Origin of the sequence: uncultured Amnibacterium sp. (assembly GCF_964250715.1) — a bacterium.
Lineage (GTDB): Bacteria > Actinomycetota > Actinomycetes > Actinomycetales > Microbacteriaceae > Amnibacterium.
The window spans coordinates 50,855-70,717 of sequence record NZ_CAXUGX010000012.1; the positions used below are offsets into that span (position 1 = coordinate 50,855).

The following is a 19,863-nucleotide window of genomic DNA, read 5'->3' on the forward strand; positions in this document are numbered from 1 at the left end:
CTCGGGCTTCACGCGGCGGACGAAGTTGTTCCTCCCGACGCGCGGCGCCGGGAAGTACGGAGCACCGACCGGTAGACGCGCTCGTGGTCCCCTGCTACGCGACGGATGCTGAAGTAGTCCGATCCTGCCAGCGCCTTCGCGCGCCAGGCGGCGAGCGTCTCCGGATCCGACATCAGGGTCCGCAGCGCGGCCGCCATCGCAACGGGATCGCTCGACGGCACGAGCTGGCCCGCCGCACCGTGCTCCAGGATCTCGGGGATACCGCCCACGGCGGTGCCGACGACGGCGCATCCCGCCACCCGCGCCTCCATCACTCCGAGCGGGCAGGGATCGGCCAAGGAAGCGGTGGCGAAGATCTCGGCCGCGTCGAGCAGGGGGCGCGGGGTCAGCGTGGAGCCCATGAAGTGGACCGAGTCGCGGAGGCCGAGACCGTCGACCCGGGACTCCAGCTCCGCCCGGTCCGGGCCGCCGCCGACGATGTTCAGATGCCACTCGGGGAGCGTCGGGTGCAAGTCGGCGAACGCGGTGATCACGTCGCCGACCGCCTTGCGCTTGTGCAGGCCCGACAGGGTGATGATGCCCGGTCGCCTGAGCTCGCCGATGTCGTCCAACGGAAGCTGCTCGCGGGCGGAGCCGGCGGTGCCGTTGAGCACCGTCACGACCTGCGTCGCGGGGTAGCCGCGCGAGAGCAGGAGCCGTCGCTCGGCGTCGCTGACGGCAATCACCACCTTGCCGAGGCGCATGAACACCGAGTGGCGATCGAACGAGTTGTGCATCGTGGTCACGAGCGCGGCCCGGACGGCCTTCGACACCGGATACGCGATCACCGCCGACGACATCATGTGCGCATGCATGATGTCCGGTCGGATTCGGCGGGAAGCGCTCAGCAGCGCGCGGGCGCTCCCCAGCGCCTGTCGGACGCCGGTCGCCTCGGGCAGCCGCACGACCCGGACGCCGTGCGCTGCGAGCAGGTCGTCGTAGGACCCGCCCCCGCTCGCCAGGAACACCTCGTGGCCGGCGTCGGCTTGGGCACAGGCCAGATCGACCGCGACGTGCACGCTGCCGTTGCCGCGGCGGGAGTGCTTCAGCAGGTGCATGATCCGCACGGGAGCCTCGCTTCAGGTGCTGGTCGTCGATCGCTGGCGCGGGGGAGTGAGCAGGCGGACGAGCGGCCTCCAGTGTAGGAGTGAGCTCGGCGAGCCTCCGGTCGCGGGCTCGCCCGCGAATCAGCGGCGGCCGCTACCGCGATGCACCCGCGGATGACAGACTCGACCACGTGCTCGAGGTCGAGCAGGACCGAAACACACCACGTGGGCCGGCCCCAACGCTCCTTCGGACATCGCGTCGCCCAAGCGCCCGCGTCCGATGCGGAGGGTGATCGGCGGCACCTTCGTCGTCGTACCTTCGTTCGCCCCCATGAACTTGAGGAGACACGACGTGACTACGGCACGGGGAGCTGTCCTGCACACGGCACGACGCGCTCCTGCCGGAGCCCCGCCCTGGCAGCACTCCTATGCGATTCGGCTCATCTCGACGGACGTCGTCGCGCTGATCTGGGCGGTGCTGGGCTCGACCTTCATTCTCTTCCGCCTGAGCGGCGCCGCGGTCAATTTCTCGATCCAGCAGACTCACTTCGCGATTCCATATCTCGTGATCGCAGCGCTGATGATAGTGATGTGGCTTGCCCTGCTCGCTGTCACCGGCTCCAGGCGGTACCGCATTCTCGGGACCGGAACCGGCGAGTTCAAGGCGGTGGTCCGCTCGGCGGCGATGGTCTTCCTGGTCATGGTGTTCGTCGCGTACTGCCTGCGTACCGATCTGTCCCGGTGGTATCTGCTCCTGGCCACGATCTCGGGGCTGTCGGCGCTGCTGGTCTCCCGCTGGCTCTGGCGCACCTGGCTCACAGTGCGTCGGCAATTCGGGGCCTACTCGCAGCGGGTCTTGATTGTCGGCTCCACAGCGACTACGGCGCCCCTTGCGCGTGATCTGCTCGCGCAGCCGTCCGCCGGATACTGGATCGTCGGCGCCTGCGTCAGCGATGTCTCGTCGTGGGACACGCTCACCGGCACGCCCGTCCCGATCGTCGGGCGGGTCGACGACGTTCGTGACGCCGTCGAGCGCTCCGGCGCCGATACCGTCCTCATTGCAGAGGGGCACGGTCTCGCCCCCGCCGAGATGCGCGCGCTCAGCTGGAGCCTCGAGCCCGGGCGCCAGCACCTGATCATGGCCCCGTCACTCACCGATGTCGCCGGTCCACGCATCCATACCCGGCCGGTCGCGGGGTTCCCGCTGGTTCACGTGGAGATGCCCCGGTATGAGAGCGTGGACCGGTACGCCAAGCGCGTGTTTGACATCGTCGGTTCGCTACTTCTGCTGCTGTGCCTCTCGCCTCTCCTGATTCCCGTCGCCGTGACCATCGCCACCACCTCGAAGGGCGGCATCCTCTTCTCCCACGAGCGCATTGGTCGGCAAGGCCAGACGTTCCGGATGCTCAAGTTTCGCTCAATGGTGCCGAATGCGGACGCGATGCTGCAGTTGCTGCTTCAGGCGCAGGGTAGCGAGGACCGGCCCCTGTTCAAGATCGAGAACGATCCGCGGATCACCCCGATCGGCCGGTTCATCCGGCGCTACTCGATCGACGAGATCCCGCAGCTGCTGAACGTGCTTCGCGGTGACATGAGCCTCGTCGGACCACGGCCGCAGGTTGCGCGCGAAGTACGGCTCTACGACCGCGCCGCGGCACGGCGGCTGTACGTGCGGCCGGGTATGACCGGCCTCTGGCAGGTCAGTGGACGCTCCAACCTGAGCTGGGAGGAGAGCGTGCGCCTCGACCTGTACTACGTCGAGAATTGGTCTTTCAGCGCCGATCTCGGAATCCTATGGCGGACGGTCCGGGCGGTCCTCGCGAGCGAGGGCGCCGTCTAGTCGGTTGTGCGCTCGGATACGAACGAATCCCGCTGGCCCCGCGCGGTGCTCTGCAGTGGGAGCCGTAACGCTCCGTTCATGCGGCGACGGCGGCACGTCCCTACAATGGGGGACAGCTCGACGGTGTGCTTTCCCCTGGCCCCCCTCTGGAAGAGGTACACATGCTCGCGACGATTCTGCCGGTCGTGATTTGGCTTGCGGTCGGCGCCGTCTCCGCCGTCGTCGGCTTCATCTCCGTGATCCGGGCCAACCGCCGATTCCGCTTGGCGATGGAAGCGATAGAGCCGCTGTCGAAGTCCGAGATGCGCATCGGCACGGACCACGCCCGCACTGTGCCCGTCGGAAACGTCGCGTAGCGACCCGGCTCGAAGAGAAACCTGCTGCCGGTGCCACGTACGAGAAAGCTCCTGGATCTCGCGCGCTCTCCTTTGGGTGGCAGGGAATTCGACCTCGACGTCGTTCGCGGCATTGCGATCCTGCTCGCGATCGGGTGGCATCTCGGTGGGCCTACGAAGGGGGTCCCGCTCCTCGACCAGCTCTTCTTCCCTGCTCGGCAATTCGGTTGGGTCGGTGTGGACCTCTTCTTCGTTCTCAGCGGCTTCCTTGTCGGGCGCATCATCTTCCGGGAGTACGCGCGGACCGGGCGGTTCGAGGCGCGGCGGTTCTTGACCCGACGCATCTTCAAGCTGTGGCCGATGTTTTATCTCTTCCTTTTCGTGGAAGCAATGTTCGGCGACGATCCGTGGCAGCAGTTTCTGTTTCAGAATCTGTTTCATCTACAGAACTACCTCAGTCACGCTCACCCTCACCTCTGGTCACTCGCGGTCGAGGAGCACTTTTACCTCGCAGCGGCGCTCGTGCTTCCGCTTCTGATGGTGCGCGGGTGGACCGCCCGCCGGTTCACCGTCTTGTTGCTCTGCGTCATGGCCGCCTCGCCGGTCCTTCGAGTCATCGGTTACCTGAGTGGAGTGGATCCGATCGCGCTGTGGTTGCAGACGCAGTACCGGATCGATGCACTGTGCTGTGGCGTCCTTCTGGCGGTCCTCTCGGTGTACAACCCAATGCTGTGGGACCGGCTCGTCGGGCTGAAGCCGGTATGGCTGCTCGTCACGGCGGCTGGAGTGGTGTGGCTGATTCTGGTGCCCGTTACCTCGCCGCTTGGTGTCACGGCCGGGTTCTCCGTGTCCTACCTGGCCTCCGCAGCCTTCATGCTGCTGCTGCATCGTGCGTCGTGGGTTAACCGCTCCCACAAAATCCTGCGTCCGGTCGCCGTGCTGGGCGTCTTTTCCTACGGGATATATCTCTGGCACCTGGCGGTTGGGACCGCCACTGAGAACGCCCTGAGCCGATTCGTCCCCGACCGGGCCGTGCAGATGTTGCTCGGGTATGTCGCGCTCACCGTGTTCGCGATCGTCATTACGAGGCTGATCGAGTGGCCGTCGTTGCGTGTTCGAGAGCGACTGTTTCCTGCACGAGTACGAGCGTCGTCCGATGCGCCGCGGCCATCGTCATCGCCGACGCACCAAATCGAGACGCTGACTCCAGGAGAGGTCGATCCTGCCGAGTTACCACCCGAGTCACCTCCACCGCAGGGCGGACTCGGCGCGCGTCGCACAAAGAGCTCAACATGAGCCTCGTCGGCTTCAGTGCGGGCGGGGCCGGCGCCGGCCGCGTCGGCACGTGAGCCCGCCGAACGATCAGCTTCCTGACCATGACGTCACACTGGTGCGTGACCACGACATTCCGCGTGGTCGGCTTCCGTCCCTGACCTCCCTGCGCTTCTTTGCCGCCGCGCTCGTCGTTGTGGTGCACCTGCAGGCTATCTGGCCGGGTGCCACCGATGTTCTGCAGCGCGGTGAGGTCGGTGTCTCGTTCTTCTACCTGCTGAGTGGATTCATCCTGACCTGGGCCCCTTTGACCAATGACACGCCTCTGCACTTCTACCGCCGCCGATTTGCCCGGATCTACCCCACCCACTTGATCACCTGGGCTGTCGCGCTTGCGGTCTACGCATCGATCAACGGAGGATTCGGATCTGCCGTGGGCGACGGGCTGAGCCTGGTGCTGCTGCAGGCTTGGATCCCGACGAGTTCGGTGGCCTACGCAGCGAATGGGGTGTCGTGGTCGCTCTCGGTCGAGGCCCTGTTCTACGCGTGCTTTCCGCTGTTGCTGCCGCTGCTCAGGAGGCTTCGTAACCGAGGTCTATGGAGCCTGGTCGCGATCATGGTTGCAACCACTGTCCTCATCCCGGTCGTCGCTCCGAGGCCGGGCCTCATCTATATCTTCCCGCCGTCCCGTCTGCCCGAGTTCGTGATCGGTGTGGCGCTCGCGCTCCTCGTTCGAGCGGGTTGGCGGTCGCCGCTCGGGTTTGCGCCAGCTGCGCTCGTTGCTGCGCTGGCTGTCGGGATCGACTTCGTCCCGGGCTTTCCCGAGCCGTTCGCGTTCGCTGCGGTGACCGTGGTGCCCTTCGCCCTACTGATCGTCGCGGCGTGCGGAAGCGACCTGCGCGGCTCGTCACGGCTGGCCGGGCGTGCTTGGGTGCGGCTCGGCGAATGGTCTTTCGCTCTGTTCATGACCCATCAGATCGTGCTCCGGGCGTTCGACGCGGTCGTCCCGGATCAGAACTTGAAGGTCGTGCTGCTCGTGCCGGTCCTTGCCCTCTGCATTGCGATCGCGGCTGCCACGTTCCACTTCGTCGAGCGCCCGCTCGAACGGCTTCTTCGAGGGCCAGGTAAGCCGAAGGAGACCACGTCGCCGGTGGTCACGTCTCCGGGTCGTCCGGGGCACTGAGCGGCGGCGACCACAACCCTGCCACGATGATGTGGTGGCGACGGTCTGGGTTCTTGGGTCGATGAACGTCGATGACATCGTCGCCGTCGAGCGGCATCCGAAGCCGGGGGAGACCGTGCTCGGCGGTCCGCTGCAGACCCGGTTCGGTGGCAAAGGGGCCAATCAGGCGATCGCCGCAGCGCGGGCCGGGGCTCGGGTGCGGATGGTCGGCCGGGTCGGTGACGACTCCTCTGGGCGCGACTACCGCGAGCGGCTTGCGGCGTTCGGTGTGGACGTGACCGATGTGGCGCTCGACGCGGACGCGCCCACCGGGCATGCCGCGATCGCGGTGGCGGCCGACGGCGAGAACACGATCGTGGTGTCGCCCGGAGCCAACGGGCGGGTCGGAGCGCAGGAATTGACGGCGCTGGAGGGACTGGCCCGGGGGGATGTGCTGCTGCTGCAGCTGGAGGTACCGCTGACCACCGTCGCCGACGCCGTGCGGGTTGGGGCTGCGCATGGTGCGCGCGTGGTGGTGAACGTCGCGCCGTACGCTCCGGTCGATCCGGTGGTGCTGGCGACCGCCGACCCCGTGGTCGCCAACGAGAGCGAGGCCGGCGAGCTGGCCGCATCCGGTGCTGCCCCGGAGCATCTGCTCGTGACCCGGGGCGGCGCTGGATCGGACTGGGGCGGCCTGCATCAGGCGGCGGAGCGGGCGGCCCTGGTCGTCGACACCACGGGCGCTGGCGACACCTACTGCGGTGCCCTGGCGGCGCGGCTCGCCGCCGGTGACGAACCGGCTGCCGCGATGGCGGTCGCGTCGCGCGTCGCCGCGCTGTCGGTCGAGTGGCCGGGTGCACAACCCGAGCCGGAGACGGGCGACTCGATGACAGACCATCCATCGGTGGAAGCGCGGTGACGCGCCTCGCGCTGGCCGTCGACCTCGGCGGCACGAAAGTCGAGGCGGCGCTGGTCGGTGAGGACGGGACGGTCGTCGCGCAGTCGCGCACGCAGCGGCCGACAGGACGGCGAGCCACGCCCGACGACGTCACCGCCGGCATCGACGAGGCGATCGGAGGTGCCCTGCGGCATCTCGGCGACGACCGGCTGATCGGTGCCGGCGTCGGCGCCGCCGGGCCGATGAACCTGCAGACGCAGGCGGTGTCGCCGGTGAACATGCGTGGGCTCGTGCAGTATCCGATCGGCGACGCGGTGTCCCGTCACGTGCCCGGGCTGCCCGTCACCGTACGGCTGGACGGCACCTGCATCGCGCTGGCGGAGCAGCTGTTCGGCGCGGCGCGGGGCAGTCGGCACTCCCTGTCCATGGTGGTCTCCACCGGCGTCGGCGGCGGCATCGTGTCCGGTGGCCGCCTGCTGGCCGGCGCCACGGGCAATGCCGGTCACCTCGGTCAGGTTCGGCTGCGCGGTCCGCGCATCGATGCGGAGGGGGACGGCACCGGGAATGGGATGGGCGACGGCACCGTGGAGGCGATCGCCTCTGGCCCTGCATCGGTCGCCTGGGCCGTCGCTCGCGGCTGGCACGGCGCGACCGGTGAGGACCTGGCGCGTGATGTCGCCACCGGCGACGCCGTCGCCACGGCCGCGGTCCGGCGCTCGGCAGCGGCCGTCGGCGAGGCCATCGCGATCGTCTCGACGCTGCTCGACCTGCAGGTCGCCGTCGTCGCGGGCGGCTTCGTGAACGTCACGCCCGACTACCTGGACCTCGTCCGAGCCGGCGTGCGGGACGCCGCGGTGCTCGAGTACGCCGCCGCCGTGCGGGTGGAGCCGAGCGGCCTCAGCGGCACCGGCCCGCTGGCCGGCGCCGCCGCCCTGGTGCTGCGCCCGGATCTGCTCGCCGACTGATCCGGCCCGCCCAGCACGGGCCGCTCAGAGCGCGGCGAGCGTGGCGGCCGAGCCCCGGTCGATGAGGGAGTCGAGCGTCTGCACGTACGGCTCGCGGAAGCGGGCATCGTCGATCACGTCGCCGAACAGCACGCGGTTGCCGATGAAGGCCGTGCGGTCCTCGCGCTGCGTGCGGGCGAGCGCCGTCAACTCAGCGGCCAACCGGTCCACGACCTGGATCGGTTCGCCCTGTTCGTCGATCCCCTCGTCGTACCTGGCCCAACTGGCGCAGATCGCGGCCGACAGCCGCACCTGGCCGCCGGAGGCGAGGTTCTCGCGGATCACCGGCAGCAGCCACTTGGGGATGCGGTCGCTCGACCCGGCGCAGAGCCGGGCCATGGTGTCGCGCACCTCGGGGTTCGCGAAGCGCTCCAGCAGCGTCGCGGTGTAGTCGTCCAGGTCGATCCCCGGCACCGGCCGCAGCGTGGGCCGCGCCTCCCCGTCCATGTACCCGCGTAGCAGCGCGACGATGTCCGGATCCGACGCGGCCTCATGCGCGTAGCGGTGTCCTTTGAGGTACCCGAAATAGCACATCGCCTGGTGACTGACGTTCAGGAGCCGCAGCTTCATCAGCTCGTACGGCTCCACGTCATCGACGATCTGCACGCCGCCGTCGTCGTACGCGGGCCTGCCGAGTCCGAAGTCGTCCTCCAGCACCCACTGGAAGAACGGCTCCGCGACCACCGGCCAGGCGTCGTCGATACCGAAGCGGTCCACGACCTCGGCCCGGTCGTCGTCGGTGGTGACCGGAGTGATCCGGTCCACCATGGAGTTGGGGAAGTGCACGTGCTCGTCCATCCAGTCGGCGAACGCCGGATCGCCGAGCCGGGCGAAGGCGGTGAACATGGTGCGGGCGATGTGCCCGTTGCCCTGGATGTTGTCGCACGACATGACCGTGAAGGGGTCGAGGCCGCGTTCGCGCCGGCGCTTCAGTGCCGCGACCACGAGCCCGAAGGTGGTCGCGGGCGCGTCGGGAGAGGCGAGGTCGTGCTGCACCCCTGAGTCGTCTGCGATGAATTCGCCGGTGACCTGGTCGAAGTTGTAGCCGCCCTCGGTGACCGTCAGCGAGACGATGCGCACCTCCGGCCGCGACATGCGCTCCACGACCGCGTCGGGGTCGTCGGGGGCGAGCAGGTAGTCGACGATGCTGCCGATCACCCGCGCCTCGCGGCTGCCGTCCGGATGCTTCAGCACGAGCGTGTACAGCCCGTTCTGGGCCGCCATCACGTCCTTCATGCGGCGGTCCTGTTCCAGCACGCCGACTCCGCAGATCGCGAAATCCCGCGCCTCGCCGCGTGCCAGCAGCCGGTCGACGACCATCGCCTGGTGGGCCCGGTGGAACCCGCCGACACCGAAGTGCACGATGCCGGCGACCAGACCCGTGCGGTCGTACTCGGGGACGGCGACGTGGCCGCCGGCCGCGATGACCGGCAGGGTGTCGTTCCGGAGTGGCGCGGGTGCCAGCCGAGTGCCGTCGGCCGCGCCTGCCGTCGGGGTACTCACTTGAGCGCGCCGAGCGAGAGGCCCTGCACCAGCTTGTCCTGGGCCGCGAAACCCGCGATCAGCACCGGCAGCGAGACCGCCACCGACGCGGCGCAGACCTGCGACAGGAACAAGCCCTGGCTGGTGACGAATCCGGTCAGGAACACCGGAGCGGTTGTCGCCGCGGTACTGGTGAGCACGCGGGCGAACAGCAGTTCGTTCCAGCTGAAGATGAAGCAGATCAGGCTGGTGGCCGCGAGCCCCGGCGTCGAGAGGGGGATCAGCACCGAGCGGAAGGTGCGGAACAGGCTGGCGCCGTCCAGGCTGGACGCCTCCAGCAACTCGACGGGGATCTCCGCCAGGAACGACCGCATCATCCAGATGGCGATCGGCAGGTTGGCCGAGGTGTAGAGCACGACGAGCAGCGAGACCGAGTCGAGCGCGCCGATCTGCCTGGCGATCAGGTAGATCGGCAGCAGGCCCGCGACGACCGGCAGCATCTTGGTCGACAGGAAGAAGAACATCGCGTCGGACCACTTCTCGACGCGCCGGATGGACAGCGCGTACGCCGCGGGCGTCGCCAGCAGCAGCACGACCAGCGTGGAGATGATGCTGGCGAGTGCCGAGTTGATCAGCGGCGGCAACGGGCTGGCGCCGCTCGACGCGCCGAAGAAGTTGCCGTACGAGCTGAGCGTGAGCGGCGCGAAGAAGGACGGCGGGTTCGTGGCGGCGACCTGCTCGGTGTGCAACGAGGTGAGCACCATCCAGAGCACCGGCGCCACGAAGACCAGCCCGATGATCCAGGCGATCACCCCGAACAGCACGCCCGCCCGACTGACCGGGCGGCGCCGGTAGACGGCGCGGACGACCGGGGCGACGTTGGTGATGGATGTGGGTGCGGCGGCGGTCATACCGACTCCTCCTTGAGCAGGCCCGACACGGTGCGGAGCGCGAAGGTCGCGATGAAGATCGTGCCGATCACGACCACGACGCCGGCTGCGGACGCGCCGCCGTAGTCATGGGCGACGAAGAACTCCTGGTAGATCGTGTACGGCAGGTTCGCCGTGCCCAGTCCGCCGGAGGTGATGGTGAACACCGCGTCGAAGTTCTGCACGATGTAGATGGCGCCCAGGGTGACGGCCAGCTCGATGTACTGACGCATGTGGGGCAGCGTCATGTAGCGGAACACCTGGACGGCGCTGGCCCCGTCGACCTTCGCGGCCTCGATCACGTCGAGCGGCCGGCTCTGCAGTCCGGCCAGCAGGATCAGCATCATGAAGGGCGTCCACTGCCAGATCAGCGAGACCTCCACCGCGATCAGCGGCGTGTTTGAGATCCAGTCCGGCTGCGGAGCGTTCGGCCCGAAGACGGTCGTCAGCAGACCGTTGAACAGGCCGTACTCCGGGTTGAAGAGCGCGTGCTTCCAGACGAGTGCTGCGGCGACGGGCACGATCAGGAACGGCGCGATCATGATCGTGCGCACGATGCCGCGTCCGATGAAGTTGCGGTCGAGCAGCAGCGCGATGACCAGACCGAGAACGGTGCTGACGACCACGACGACCGTGGTCATCAGGATCGTGACGAAGATCGAGGAGCGCAGGTCGTCGTCGCTGAAGACGTTGATGTAGTTGTCCAGGAACCCGAAATGCGTCTCGGACGGATTCAGCGAGTTCCAGTCGATGAACGACACGATGATCGTGATCACGAACGGCAGCTGGGTCACGATCACCGTGAACACGAGCGCCGGCAGGAGCGGCAGCCGGCGGCTCCAGATCTCGCGGCGCGAGCGCTCGGTCGTGCCGGATTGCTTCGGGGGTGGCGCGGTACGGGGCCGGGCGGTGGCGACAGCGGTCACAGCGGAGCCTTTCTCACTCGGTGGTGGGCTCGGTCAGTGCTGCGGCGCCGTCACGCGCGGCGTCGCGGGTGGATTTGCGCGTTGAGCGCGGGGGAGTGGTGGCACGACTCTGGTGGGGCGCCGAGAAGGCGTCCCACCAGAGCGTGCCCACCAGGGAATGTCCTACTTCTGGTACTTCTTGCTGATGTCGTTCGTCGCGGTCACCTGGCCCTTGGCGAGGGCCTGATCGACCGTCTCCTTCCCGGCGATGGCGCTGCTGATGTCCTGCGAGACCTTCGTCGCCATGTCGGCGAACTCGGGTACCGCCACGAACTGCACGCCGGGCGCCGGCCTCGGCTGGACGCCGGGGTTGGCCGGGTCGACCGTCTGGATGGCGTCGAGCGTCGGCTTGGCGAAGGCCGATGCGGACTTCACGTAATCGGGGTTCGTGTAGGTGGACGCGCGCTTGCCCGCGGGGACCCGCGACCAACCGAGCTGCTTGCCGACGAGCTCCTCGTACTTCTTGCTGGATGCCCACGCGATGAACTGCTTCGCCGCGTCCTGGTTCTTGCCGGCCTTCTCGACCGCGAACGCCCAGGTGTACAGCCAACCGGAGCTCTTGGTCTTGTTCACCGGCGCGGCTACGTAGCCGAGCTTGCCCGCCACCGGAGAGTCCGACGACTCGAGCGTGCCCGCGGCCGAGGTGGCGTCGTACCACATCGCCACCTTGCCCTGGGTCATGTTGTTCAGGCATTCGGTGAAGCCCGCCTGCGGAGCACCTGCCTCGCCGTGCGCCCTGACCAGGTTCACGTAGAAGTTGGTGGCCGCCTTGAACGGTGCCGCGTCGACCTGCGCACTCCAGTCCTTGTTGAACCAGGTGCCGCCGAAGGTGTTCACGACCGTGGTGAGCGGCGCGAACACCTGACCCCAGCCCGGCAGGCCGCGAAGACAGATGCCCTTCATGCCGGGTTCTGCGCCGTCCACCTTGGCGGCGAGGTCGGCGACCTGCGCCCACGTGGGGTTGGAAGGCATGGTCAGGTTCTTCTTGGCGAAGACGTCCTTGCGGTACATGAGGAACGACGACTCGCCGTAGAACGGCTCGGCGTACAGCTTGCCGTCATAGGTGAGTGCCGTGGTGAACGGCTTCAGGATGTCGCTCTGGTCGAACGACGCGTTGTCGGCCACCGAGGTGAGATCGCTGAGCCAGCCGTTCTTCGCGTAGGCCGGTACCTCGTAGTTCGAGATGGTCGCCACGTCGTACTGGCCGTCCTGGCCGGAGAACGACGTGCTGATCTTGGCTCGGACGTCGTTCTCGGGCTGCACCGTGAAGTTGACCTTGATGCCGGTCTCCTTAGTGAACTCCGGGCCCAACTTCTGCAGATCGACCATCTGCGGGTTGTTGACCATCAGGACGTTGACGGTCTTCGTGGCGCCGCTGCCGCCGGGCGCCGGGCTGCCGGCGCCGCCACAGGCGCTGAGAGCGAGGGCGCTGACGACGCCGATCGATGTGGCGGTGGCGAATCTCGCCATCCGCTTGCGTGATACCAAAGGATCCTCCTCAGAGCGCTGTGTGCGCCTCGTGATTGCTGGGTGCGTGTGAGCGTCCTGCATGCAGCGGGGCGGTCCAGCCCGGGAGGGGTCCCGAATCGGTCGCGTCGTTGCAGCCGTTCGCTCTGGTGAGCGTGTTCTGGGGCTGACAGTAGACGTCCCCGCACACAAGAGCAAGCATGCTCGAATGGGCACGTCGTTCCGATGCGCGGCCCGACGGACGAACGGCCCCGAGGGGCGGACCGCGATGACGGACGGGCCGCGCGACGAACGGACCGCGATGGCAGAGGGACTGTGATGACGGGCGGAGCGACATGACCGACTCGATCGGCGACGAGGATCTGTTGCCGCAGCAGGTGCGCCTGGCGGAGGTCGCCAAGCGGTACTACCTCGACAACGCCTCCAAGGTGGAGATCGCCGCGCAGCTCGGCCTCAGCCGCTTCCAGGTCGCTCGGATGCTCGATGAGGCGCGGCGCACCGGCGTGGTGCGCATCGAGGTGCGTGACCCGCGCCTGCCCCGCTCCGGGCGGGAGGTGGAACTGGCCGCCACGCTCGGACTCTCCTCGGTGCGCATCGTGCAACCGGTCGACGGGGACGGCCTGAGTGCGGTGGAGCGTCTGGGGGCGGTGGTGCTGCGGCAGCTCGTGCAGACCATCCGCAGCAACCCCGTCATCGGTGTCTCGTGGTCGCGCACTCTGGACACGGCGGCCCGCTTTCTGCCCGCCCTGCCGCCGTGCAACCTGGTGCAGCTGACCGGCGCCTCCTACCTGCAGGGCAGCGGTGCGTTCACCCGCATGCTGTTGCAGCTCGGCGGCCGGGGCGGCGTGACCACCTATCCGCTCTACGCGCCGTTCATCGTCGACCGGCGCGCGACGGCCGACGACATCCGCCGGCAGCCCGTGGTGGCCGAGACGCTGTCGCGGGCCGACTCGCTGGAGACGGCCGTGGTGTCAATCGGCGGCTGGGTGGAGACCGGTTCCACGGTGTGGACGGAGGTGTCGGACGACGATCGCGCGGCCTGTACCGCGGCCGGGGCGGTCGCGGAGATCTCCGGCAACTTCATCGCCGCGGACGGCGCGGTCCTCTCCACGCCGCTCGACGGCCGGGTGATCGGCGTGTCGATCGGCCAGCTGCGCCGCACGCCGCATGTCACCGGGTACGCCTACGGCGTCGAACGCGTCTCCGCGGTGCTGGCCGCAGTCCGCACCGGCGTGTTCGACTCGCTGGTGCTGGAGGACGCGCTCGCCGACGCCGTACTGGCCGCGAGCACCGGCGGCTGATCCTTCAGGCCGTGGCGATCGGCAGGGGTCATCGAGTCAGCACGGCGCCGAGGGCGGTCAAGGGCCGCCGAGCCAGTGGTCGATGCGGTGGTGGTCGGGGGTGAAGCCGTGCTGCACACCCCACAGCACCGCTCGCGTGCGGCTGTCCACCTGGATCTTGCGATAGATCGAGCGGATGTACGACTTGATCGTGTTGGGGCTCAGGTAGGTCAGGGCGGCGACCTCGGCGTTGGACTTGCCCTGGGTGATCAGCGCCAGGATCTCCGACTCGCGGTCCGTGATCCCCTCGCTGCGGCCGGGCCAGTCGAGGCCGAGCGCACTGCTCGCGCGCCTCGGCGGCGTACTGATCACGGTCTCCCCGCCGTGCACCGCCTCCAGCGCGGCGACCAGGTCGCGGGCTGACAGCGTCTTGGAGAGGTAGCCGTGCACGCCCAGCTCCCGGGCGCGCTCCACCAGGTCGGGCTGGAAGTTCCAGGTGTAGACCACCACCCGCCGGGCGCGCGGGTTGCCGATCAGGGCCTCGATCTCGCGGCTGTCCGACTCCGGTTGCGCGAACGAGTCGTAGAGCACGATGTCGATCCGGTCTGCAAGCGCTTCGTTGGAGTCGATCTCGGACACCACGACGCGGTCGCGGTAGGCGTCGAACATGTGGGCCAGCCCGACCAGCACCACGTCGTAGTCGTCGACGAGCGCCACGGTGACGGGGCCAGCCTCGGTGCGTGCGCTAATGTGACGAAGCTACCACCCCTGGGGGTGTGCCGCGCCCTCCCTGGGGGTGGTCGAGTAGCCGCGCGCTCGACCGGGCGCAGTCATCGAGTGGGAGCAGCGGCTCCCGGATAGGGAGACCCACCGTGGGCTTCATCGGCACCATCATCACCGTGATCATCGTCGGCCTGATCGCGGGCGCCATCGCCCGCCTGGTGATCCCGGGCAAGCAGTCGATGTCGATCGGCCTCACGATCGTGCTCGGCATCGTCGGGTCGTTCGTCGGCGGCTTCCTCGGCTTCCTGATCTTCCGCACCGACGCCCCCGACGGCTTCCTGCAGCCGGCCGGCATCGTCGGGTCGATCATCGGCGCCATCATCGTGCTGCTGGTCTGGACCCAGGTCACCAAGCGCCGCGCGGTGCGCTGACCGCTCCTGGCCTCGGCCCGCGGGCCAGGGGCCGGCGGGTCAGGGTGCGGGGTGCTCCGCGCGGATCTCGCGCAGGCGCAGGGCGGTGACGATCGCCGCCGCGGCGGCCTCGGCACCCTTGTCCTCCTTGGACCCCGGCAGTCCGGCGCGGTCGAGGCCCTGCTGCTCGTCGTCCAGGGTGAGCACGCCGAAGCCCACCGGCTTGCCGGTGCGCAGCGCGACCTCGGTCAGCCCCCGGGTGGCGGCGTCGGCCACGAAGTCGAAGTGCGGGGTACCGCCGCGGATGATGACCCCCAGGGCCACCGCCGCGTCCGCGCCCGCCTCGAGCGCCGCGTGCGCCACCACGGGTAACTCGAAGCTGCCCGGGACCGCATACTCGCGCACGGTCGCCCCGGCTTCCCGCAGCGTGCGCCGCGCCCCGGCGAGCAGGCCCGCCGCGATCGTCGGGTGCCACGTGCCGTGCACGACGGCGACCGTCAGTCCGCGGGCGTCGACGGCCTCGGCGTCCGGGCGTCCGTCGACGCTCATCGTGCGGTCCCTTCGGCGGCGAGCAGATCCTCGTCCAACCGGTGGGCCATCCGGTCGCGCTTGACCCCCAGGTAGCCCGCGTTCAGCGGACCGACCCCGGCTATCAACGGCACGCGCTCCGCCACCTCGATGCCGTTCGCCCGCAGCTGGGCCACCTTGTCGGGGTTGTTGGTCAGCAGCCGGATGCTGCCCGCGCCCAGGTCGCGCAGGATGGCCGCCGCGGCCACGTACTCGCGGGCGTCCGCGGGCAGGCCGAGCGCCAGGTTCGCGTCCACGGTGTCCAGGCCGTCCTCCTGCAGGCGGTAGGCACGCAGCTTGTTGATCAGCCCGATCCCGCGTCCCTCGTGCCCACGCAGGTAGATCACCGCGCCGCCCTCGGCCTGCACGGCGTCGAGCGCCGCATCCAGCTGGGCGCCGCACTCGCACTTCAGCGAGCCGAACGCCTCGCCGGTCAGGCACTCGGAGTGCACGCGGACGAGCGCGCCCGGCAGCAGCGGCCCGTCGCCGGCCACGACCGCGACGTGCTCGTCCCCGGTCAGCGCGTCGCGGTAGGCGCGCACCCGGAACGGACCGTGGCTCGTCGGCACCAGCGTCTCGATCTGGAAGGAGATGCGGGGCGGGGCGGCGGGTGCGGTGATGCCCGCCCGCTCGCAGAGCGCCGGCTCCGCGTCCAGGAACGCGACGAGCGCGGCGACGGTCGTGACGGGGATGTCGTACTCGACGCCGAGCGATTGCAACTCGGGCAGGCGCGCCATCGTGCCGTCGGCCGCGGTGATCTCGGCGATGCCCGCGACCGGGGTCAGACCGGCGAGCAGCATCAGGTCGACGGCCGCCTCGGTGTGTCCGCCGCGCTGTCGCACGCCGCCCTGCACCGCGCGGAGCGGCAGCACATGGCCGGGCCTGGCGACGCTTGCGGGCGTCGACTGCGGATCGGCCAGCACGTTCAGGGTGTGCGCCCGGTCGGCGGCGCTGATGCCGGTGGAGAGGCGGTCGGCGGCGTCGACGGTGACCGTGTAGGCGGTGCCCCGAGGATCCTCGTTGTGGCGCACCATCTGCTGCAGCTCCAGCCGGTCCGCGACCGCGTTCGTCATTGGTGCGCAGATCAGTCCCGAGGTGTGCTGTACGACCCACGCGATCGACTCCGGGGTCGCCAACTGCGCCGCGACGATGGCGTCGCCCTCGTTCTCACGTCCCTCGTCGTCGGCGACGATCACCGGGCGGCCGGCGCGCAGGGCCGCGAGCACGGTCGGAATGCTCGCGAGCGTCATCGGGATACCGCCGGGGTCGGAGTGGCGGCGCGGGCGGCGGTACCGGCGGCGGACTCGGGCACGGCGTCGGGCACGGATGCAGGAACTCCAGCGGGAACGCCCAGCTGCAGCATCCGCTGCACGTGCCGCGCGACGATGTCGGTCTCCAGGTTGATGCGGTCGCCGATGCTCAAGCGGCCGAGCGTCGTCACGGACAGCGTCTCGGGGATCAGGCTGACCTCGAACCAGTGGGAGGCGCCCTCCCGGCCGACCGCCGATACCGTCAGCGAGACACCCGCGACTCCTATCGAGCCCTTGTCGACCACGAGCGCCGCCAGGTCGTCGGGCAGCGAGAAGCGCAGCACCCGCCACGAGGCCAGGTCGGTGACCTGCAGCAGTTCGGCGGTGCCGTCGACGTGGCCCTGCACGATGTGCCCGCCCAGACGGTCGCCCACCTGCGCGGCGCGTTCCAGGTTGACCGCGCTGCCCGGCAGCAGGTCGGCGATCGCGCTGACGGCCAGGGTCTGGCCCATCACGTCGGCGGTGAACCAGTCGGCTCCGCGGTCGACGACCGTCAGGCAGACGCCCGACACCGCGATGGAGTCGCCGTGCGCCGCGTCCGATGCGGCGAGCGGAGCGTGGACGGTCAGGCGCGCGCCGCCGTCGCCGGTCTCGTCCCAGCGCAGCACTTCGCCGCGCTCCTCGATGATTCCCGTGAACATGTCAGCCGTCTTTCTCTGCGTGGTGCTTCTGTGCGTGAGTGCGGGGCGCTGCGACGACGAGCAGGTCGTCGCCGAGGCGTGTGATGTCGTCGATCGTCAGCAGCCGCTGCTCGTCGATCGTGGCGACGCCGAGGTCGCCGGTGGCCAGGCGGTCGCCGCCGAGCAGGGTGGGGGCCAGGTAGATCAGGTACTCGTCCACCAGCCCGGCGGCGGCGAACGCGCTGAGCAGGGTGGGGCCTCCCTCCAGGAAGACGCTCCGCACCTCGGCCTGCTGCAGTCGGTCGAGCAGAGCGGCGGGATCGTGCGCCGTCTCGCGCAGCAGGGGCAGCGGATGGCGGCGGACGGCGGCGTCGGCCGGTGGCTCGCGCCGGCCGACGACGACGGGGCGGGGTTGGTGCGGCAGCAGGGCGCCCTCCGCGTCGCGGGCGGTGAGGGCCGGATCGTCGGCCAGCGCCGTACCGGTGCCGACGACGATCGCGCCATGCTCGGCGCGCCGGCGGTGCACGTCGAGGCGTGCCTCCGTACCGGTGATCCAGCGGCTGGTGCCGTCGGCCGCCGCGACCCGGCCGTCCAGGCTGGCGGCCCACTTGGCGGTGACGAACGGCCGGCCGAGCCGCAGCGACGCCGCCCATCGACGATTCAGCCGTGCGGCCTCGGCGGCCAGCGGTCCCTGGTCGACCTGGATGCCGGCGGCCCGAAGCCGGGCGGCGCCACCGGCGGCGAGCGGATTGGGATCCGCCTCACCGATCACGACGCGCGCGACGCCCGCGTCGATCAGCGCGACCGAGCACGGTCCCGTGCGGCCGGTGTGGTCGCACGGCTCCAAGGTGACGACCGCGGTCGCTCCGCGAGCGGCGCCCGGCGCCAGGTGACCCAGGGCGTCGACCTCGGCGTGGTCGGTGCCCGCACCGCGGTGCCACCCCTCGGCGAGCACCCGGCCGTCGGCGTCCAGCAGCACGCATCCGACGCGCGGATTCACTCCGCCGGCGGGCCCGCGCGCGGCGAGCTGCAGCGCGCGGGCCATGGCGCGCTCGTCGAGCTCGGGCAGGGTGCCCGGCCGGCTCGGAGCCGTTTCGGTGCTGATCACGTCGCCTCGGTTCGCTGCTCGCGTCTTCCGGGGTCGACCTGATTCGGTCACCTGGGCTCGAGAACGCGCACCGCGCGCGCCGCAACCCTCGTGCTTCTCCCATCCAGACTGTGACTGTCGGTACCGGAGTTCCACCGGTTCGGCCCTCGCGCACCATCGGGATGACGGAGCGCACGGGTTCGCGGACTATGACCGCCGGTTCGGAATTACACCGACCCCGGAGCACGAAATATGTACTGACTTCTTATAGCAGAACCGGCCGCGTGCCCATCTATTCCCTGGCGACGAGGGAGAGGCGCTCCGGCCGCAGCGGCTGCAGCAGGGCGGCTGAGTCGGGCAGGTCGTGCGGGCGGCCGATCAGCTCCGCGGCGACCGCTGCGGCGAGTGCGGCGGAGGTCTGGATGCCGTACCCGCCCTGCCCCGCCAGCCAGTAGAAGCCCGGCAGCAGCGGGTCGGTTCCCACGATCGGCAGGTGGTCCGCGGTGACGGTGCGCAGCCCGGTCCAGGTCGTGTGCGGGTCCGCCAGCGCCAGGTCGGTGACGGCGTTCACCCGCTGCAGGATCGTGCGCACCGTCTCCTCCTGCGGCTGCGCGTCCTCCGGCTCGCTCCGTACGTCCTCCAGCACCGACGCCAGCACCGAGTCGCCCCGCGGGCGGAAGTAGAAGGTGTCGGCGGCGTCCGCGGCCATCGGCCAGCCGGGATCGACCGTCCGCCCGGTGGCGCGCGCGACCGCGACCGTCCGCCGCCGGGGGATCAGGCCGAGCGGCGCGGCCCCGGCCAGGGCGCCGACCTGCTCGGCCCAGGCGCCGGCGGCGTTCACCACCGTCCGCGCCTCGACCGTCTCACCGGCACCGGTCGTGAGCCGCCACGTCCGGTCGAGCCGAGCGATCGCCGTGACCTGTCCGCCGGTCAGCACCTCGGCGCCCGCGCGCACGGCGGTGTCCCGGTAGGCGGCCAGCAGTATCGGCACGTCCACCTCCACGGCGGCGTCGTCGATGCCGGCGTCCCGCAGCAGGTCGCGACACAGCGCGGGCAGGCGGTCGATCGCCTGGTCGGCGCCGATCCGCCGCAGCCCGGGCACGGTCGCGAGCAGCTGCGCGAACGGGGCCGCGTCGTCGCCGTAGTGCAGCCACAGCAGCGGCCGCGGCGTGAAGATCGCCGTGCCCAGCCGCTCGGCGATGCCGGCGACGATCGGGATGGAGGCGGCGGTCAGCCGGCGCACCGGCTCGGGGCCGTAGGTCGGCTGCATCTGCTGCGCCGACCGGCTGGAGGTGTGATGGAACAGCCGCTCCTCCGCCTCCAGCACCATGACGCAGGCCCGATCGCCGATGGCGGCGGCCAGCGACATGCCGGCGATACCGCCGCCGATGATCGCGATGTCGGCCGTTCTGCGCGCACCCATGGGT

The 19,863-nt window shown here is 69.9% G+C and carries 19 protein-coding genes and 1 riboswitch; of the genes, 8 read left to right on the forward strand and 11 right to left on the reverse strand.

Going from position 1 to position 19,863, the window contains the following annotated elements; genetic code table 11:
- Positions 1 to 8: 8 nt before the first annotated feature.
- Positions 9 to 1,097: a glycosyltransferase family 4 protein gene (locus ACFE7H_RS11915; protein ID WP_375401491.1), complete on the reverse strand. Its 1,089-nt coding sequence runs from the start codon at positions 1,095 to 1,097 to the stop codon at positions 9 to 11.
- A 268-nt stretch (positions 1,098 to 1,365) separates the two neighbouring features.
- Here ACFE7H_RS11915 and ACFE7H_RS11920 point away from each other — a divergent pair, with 268 nt between their 5' ends.
- From ACFE7H_RS11920 to ACFE7H_RS11945, 6 genes are all read left to right on the forward strand, one after another.
- Complete coding sequence (locus ACFE7H_RS11920; RefSeq protein WP_375401455.1) at positions 1,366 to 2,925, forward strand: sugar transferase; 1,560 nt, start codon at positions 1,366 to 1,368, stop codon at positions 2,923 to 2,925.
- Positions 2,926 to 3,086: 161 nt separating this feature from the next.
- Positions 3,087 to 3,281: a hypothetical protein gene (locus ACFE7H_RS11925; protein ID WP_375401456.1), complete on the forward strand. Its 195-nt coding sequence runs from the start codon at positions 3,087 to 3,089 to the stop codon at positions 3,279 to 3,281.
- A 30-nt stretch (positions 3,282 to 3,311) separates the two neighbouring features.
- The gene (locus ACFE7H_RS11930) at positions 3,312 to 4,556 is read left to right on the forward strand and encodes an acyltransferase family protein (protein WP_375401457.1); all 1,245 of its coding nucleotides are present in this window, start codon (positions 3,312 to 3,314) and stop codon (positions 4,554 to 4,556) included.
- 49 nt (positions 4,557 to 4,605) lie between these two features.
- Entirely contained in the window at positions 4,606 to 5,715 is a 1,110-nt protein-coding gene (locus ACFE7H_RS11935; RefSeq protein WP_375401458.1) for an acyltransferase family protein, read from the forward strand.
- A 34-nt stretch (positions 5,716 to 5,749) separates the two neighbouring features.
- Positions 5,750 to 6,613, forward strand: a complete 864-nt coding sequence (locus tag ACFE7H_RS11940) for a ribokinase (RefSeq protein ID WP_375401459.1) — start codon at positions 5,750 to 5,752, stop codon at positions 6,611 to 6,613.
- The gene (locus ACFE7H_RS11945; protein WP_375401460.1) at positions 6,610 to 7,557 is read left to right on the forward strand and encodes an ROK family protein; all 948 of its coding nucleotides are present in this window, start codon (positions 6,610 to 6,612) and stop codon (positions 7,555 to 7,557) included. Before ACFE7H_RS11940 ends, ACFE7H_RS11945 begins: the two co-directional genes overlap by 4 nt.
- A 24-nt stretch (positions 7,558 to 7,581) precedes the next feature.
- On the opposite strand, the gene ACFE7H_RS11950 is transcribed toward ACFE7H_RS11945, so the two are convergent.
- The 4 genes from ACFE7H_RS11950 to ACFE7H_RS11965 all read right to left on the reverse strand — a co-directional run bounded on the left by ACFE7H_RS11950 (position 7,582) and on the right by ACFE7H_RS11965 (position 12,442).
- Positions 7,582 to 9,060, reverse strand: coding sequence for a mannitol dehydrogenase family protein (locus ACFE7H_RS11950; RefSeq protein WP_375401492.1), 1,479 nt, complete (start codon positions 9,058 to 9,060; stop codon positions 7,582 to 7,584).
- Positions 9,061 to 9,095: 35 nt separating this feature from the next.
- Positions 9,096 to 9,989 carry a carbohydrate ABC transporter permease gene (locus ACFE7H_RS11955; RefSeq protein WP_375401461.1) on the reverse strand — a complete coding sequence of 298 codons (894 nt, stop codon included), beginning with the start codon at positions 9,987 to 9,989 and terminating at the stop codon, positions 9,096 to 9,098.
- The gene (locus tag ACFE7H_RS11960) at positions 9,986 to 10,933 is read right to left on the reverse strand and encodes a carbohydrate ABC transporter permease (protein WP_375401462.1); all 948 of its coding nucleotides are present in this window, start codon (positions 10,931 to 10,933) and stop codon (positions 9,986 to 9,988) included. Before ACFE7H_RS11960 ends, ACFE7H_RS11955 begins: the two co-directional genes overlap by 4 nt.
- A 162-nt stretch (positions 10,934 to 11,095) precedes the next feature.
- On the reverse strand, positions 11,096 to 12,442 hold the full coding sequence (locus ACFE7H_RS11965) for an ABC transporter substrate-binding protein (RefSeq protein WP_375401463.1): 1,347 nt from the start codon (positions 12,440 to 12,442) through the stop codon (positions 11,096 to 11,098).
- A 332-nt stretch (positions 12,443 to 12,774) separates the two neighbouring features.
- Here ACFE7H_RS11965 and ACFE7H_RS11970 point away from each other — a divergent pair, with 332 nt between their 5' ends.
- Positions 12,775 to 13,740, forward strand: coding sequence for a sugar-binding transcriptional regulator (locus ACFE7H_RS11970; protein WP_375401464.1), 966 nt, complete (start codon positions 12,775 to 12,777; stop codon positions 13,738 to 13,740).
- Between the two features lie 57 nt (positions 13,741 to 13,797).
- On the opposite strand, the gene ACFE7H_RS11975 is transcribed toward ACFE7H_RS11970, so the two are convergent.
- Positions 13,798 to 14,436, reverse strand: a complete 639-nt coding sequence (locus tag ACFE7H_RS11975) for a DNA-binding response regulator (RefSeq protein WP_375401465.1) — start codon at positions 14,434 to 14,436, stop codon at positions 13,798 to 13,800.
- A 155-nt stretch (positions 14,437 to 14,591) separates the two neighbouring features.
- Here ACFE7H_RS11975 and ACFE7H_RS11980 point away from each other — a divergent pair, with 155 nt between their 5' ends.
- Positions 14,592 to 14,873 (forward strand): GlsB/YeaQ/YmgE family stress response membrane protein, encoded by a 282-nt coding sequence (locus tag ACFE7H_RS11980; protein ID WP_375401466.1) that lies wholly within the window; start codon positions 14,592 to 14,594, stop codon positions 14,871 to 14,873.
- A gap of 39 nt (positions 14,874 to 14,912) precedes the next feature.
- Here ACFE7H_RS11980 and ribH read toward each other — a convergent pair whose 3' ends face one another.
- From ribH to ACFE7H_RS12005, 5 genes are all read right to left on the reverse strand, one after another.
- A complete protein-coding gene (gene ribH, locus ACFE7H_RS11985) occupies positions 14,913 to 15,401 on the reverse strand; it encodes a 6,7-dimethyl-8-ribityllumazine synthase (RefSeq protein ID WP_375401467.1) in 489 nt (162 codons plus the stop codon).
- Positions 15,398 to 16,669 (reverse strand): GTP cyclohydrolase II, encoded by a 1,272-nt coding sequence (gene ribA / locus ACFE7H_RS11990; RefSeq protein ID WP_375401468.1) that lies wholly within the window; start codon positions 16,667 to 16,669, stop codon positions 15,398 to 15,400. Before ribA ends, ribH begins: the two co-directional genes overlap by 4 nt.
- Entirely contained in the window at positions 16,666 to 17,370 is a 705-nt protein-coding gene (locus tag ACFE7H_RS11995) for a riboflavin synthase (RefSeq protein WP_375401469.1), read from the reverse strand. Before ACFE7H_RS11995 ends, ribA begins: the two co-directional genes overlap by 4 nt.
- A gap of 1 nt (position 17,371) precedes the next feature.
- A complete protein-coding gene (ribD, locus tag ACFE7H_RS12000) occupies positions 17,372 to 18,454 on the reverse strand; it encodes a bifunctional diaminohydroxyphosphoribosylaminopyrimidine deaminase/5-amino-6-(5-phosphoribosylamino)uracil reductase RibD (RefSeq protein ID WP_375401493.1) in 1,083 nt (360 codons plus the stop codon).
- An 89-nt stretch (positions 18,455 to 18,543) separates the two neighbouring features.
- A riboswitch (FMN riboswitch) is annotated at positions 18,544 to 18,687 on the reverse strand.
- Positions 18,688 to 18,728: 41 nt separating this feature from the next.
- Positions 18,729 to 19,859 carry an NAD(P)/FAD-dependent oxidoreductase gene (locus ACFE7H_RS12005; protein WP_375401470.1) on the reverse strand — a complete coding sequence of 377 codons (1,131 nt, stop codon included), beginning with the start codon at positions 19,857 to 19,859 and terminating at the stop codon, positions 18,729 to 18,731.
- Positions 19,860 to 19,863 lie beyond the last annotated feature (4 nt).

Coding starts and splice junctions, on each gene's coding strand:
- ACFE7H_RS12005 (WP_375401470.1), bottom strand. CDS start 19,859: ATGGGTGCGCGCAGAACGGCCGACATCGCGATCATCGGCGGCGGTATC.
- ribH (WP_375401467.1), bottom strand. CDS start 15,401: ATGAGCGTCGACGGACGCCCGGACGCCGAGGCCGTCGACGCCCGCGGA.
- ACFE7H_RS11995 (WP_375401469.1), bottom strand. CDS start 17,370: ATGTTCACGGGAATCATCGAGGAGCGCGGCGAAGTGCTGCGCTGGGAC.
- ACFE7H_RS11970 (WP_375401464.1), top strand. CDS start 12,775: ATGACCGACTCGATCGGCGACGAGGATCTGTTGCCGCAGCAGGTGCGC.
- ACFE7H_RS11955 (WP_375401461.1), bottom strand. CDS start 9,989: ATGACCGCCGCCGCACCCACATCCATCACCAACGTCGCCCCGGTCGTC.
- ribA (WP_375401468.1), bottom strand. CDS start 16,669: ATGACGCTCGCGAGCATTCCGACCGTGCTCGCGGCCCTGCGCGCCGGC.
- ACFE7H_RS11925 (WP_375401456.1), top strand. CDS start 3,087: ATGCTCGCGACGATTCTGCCGGTCGTGATTTGGCTTGCGGTCGGCGCC.
- ACFE7H_RS11920 (WP_375401455.1), top strand. CDS start 1,366: ATGCGGAGGGTGATCGGCGGCACCTTCGTCGTCGTACCTTCGTTCGCC.
- ACFE7H_RS11965 (WP_375401463.1), bottom strand. CDS start 12,442: ATGGCGAGATTCGCCACCGCCACATCGATCGGCGTCGTCAGCGCCCTC.
- ACFE7H_RS11915 (WP_375401491.1), bottom strand. CDS start 1,097: ATGCACCTGCTGAAGCACTCCCGCCGCGGCAACGGCAGCGTGCACGTC.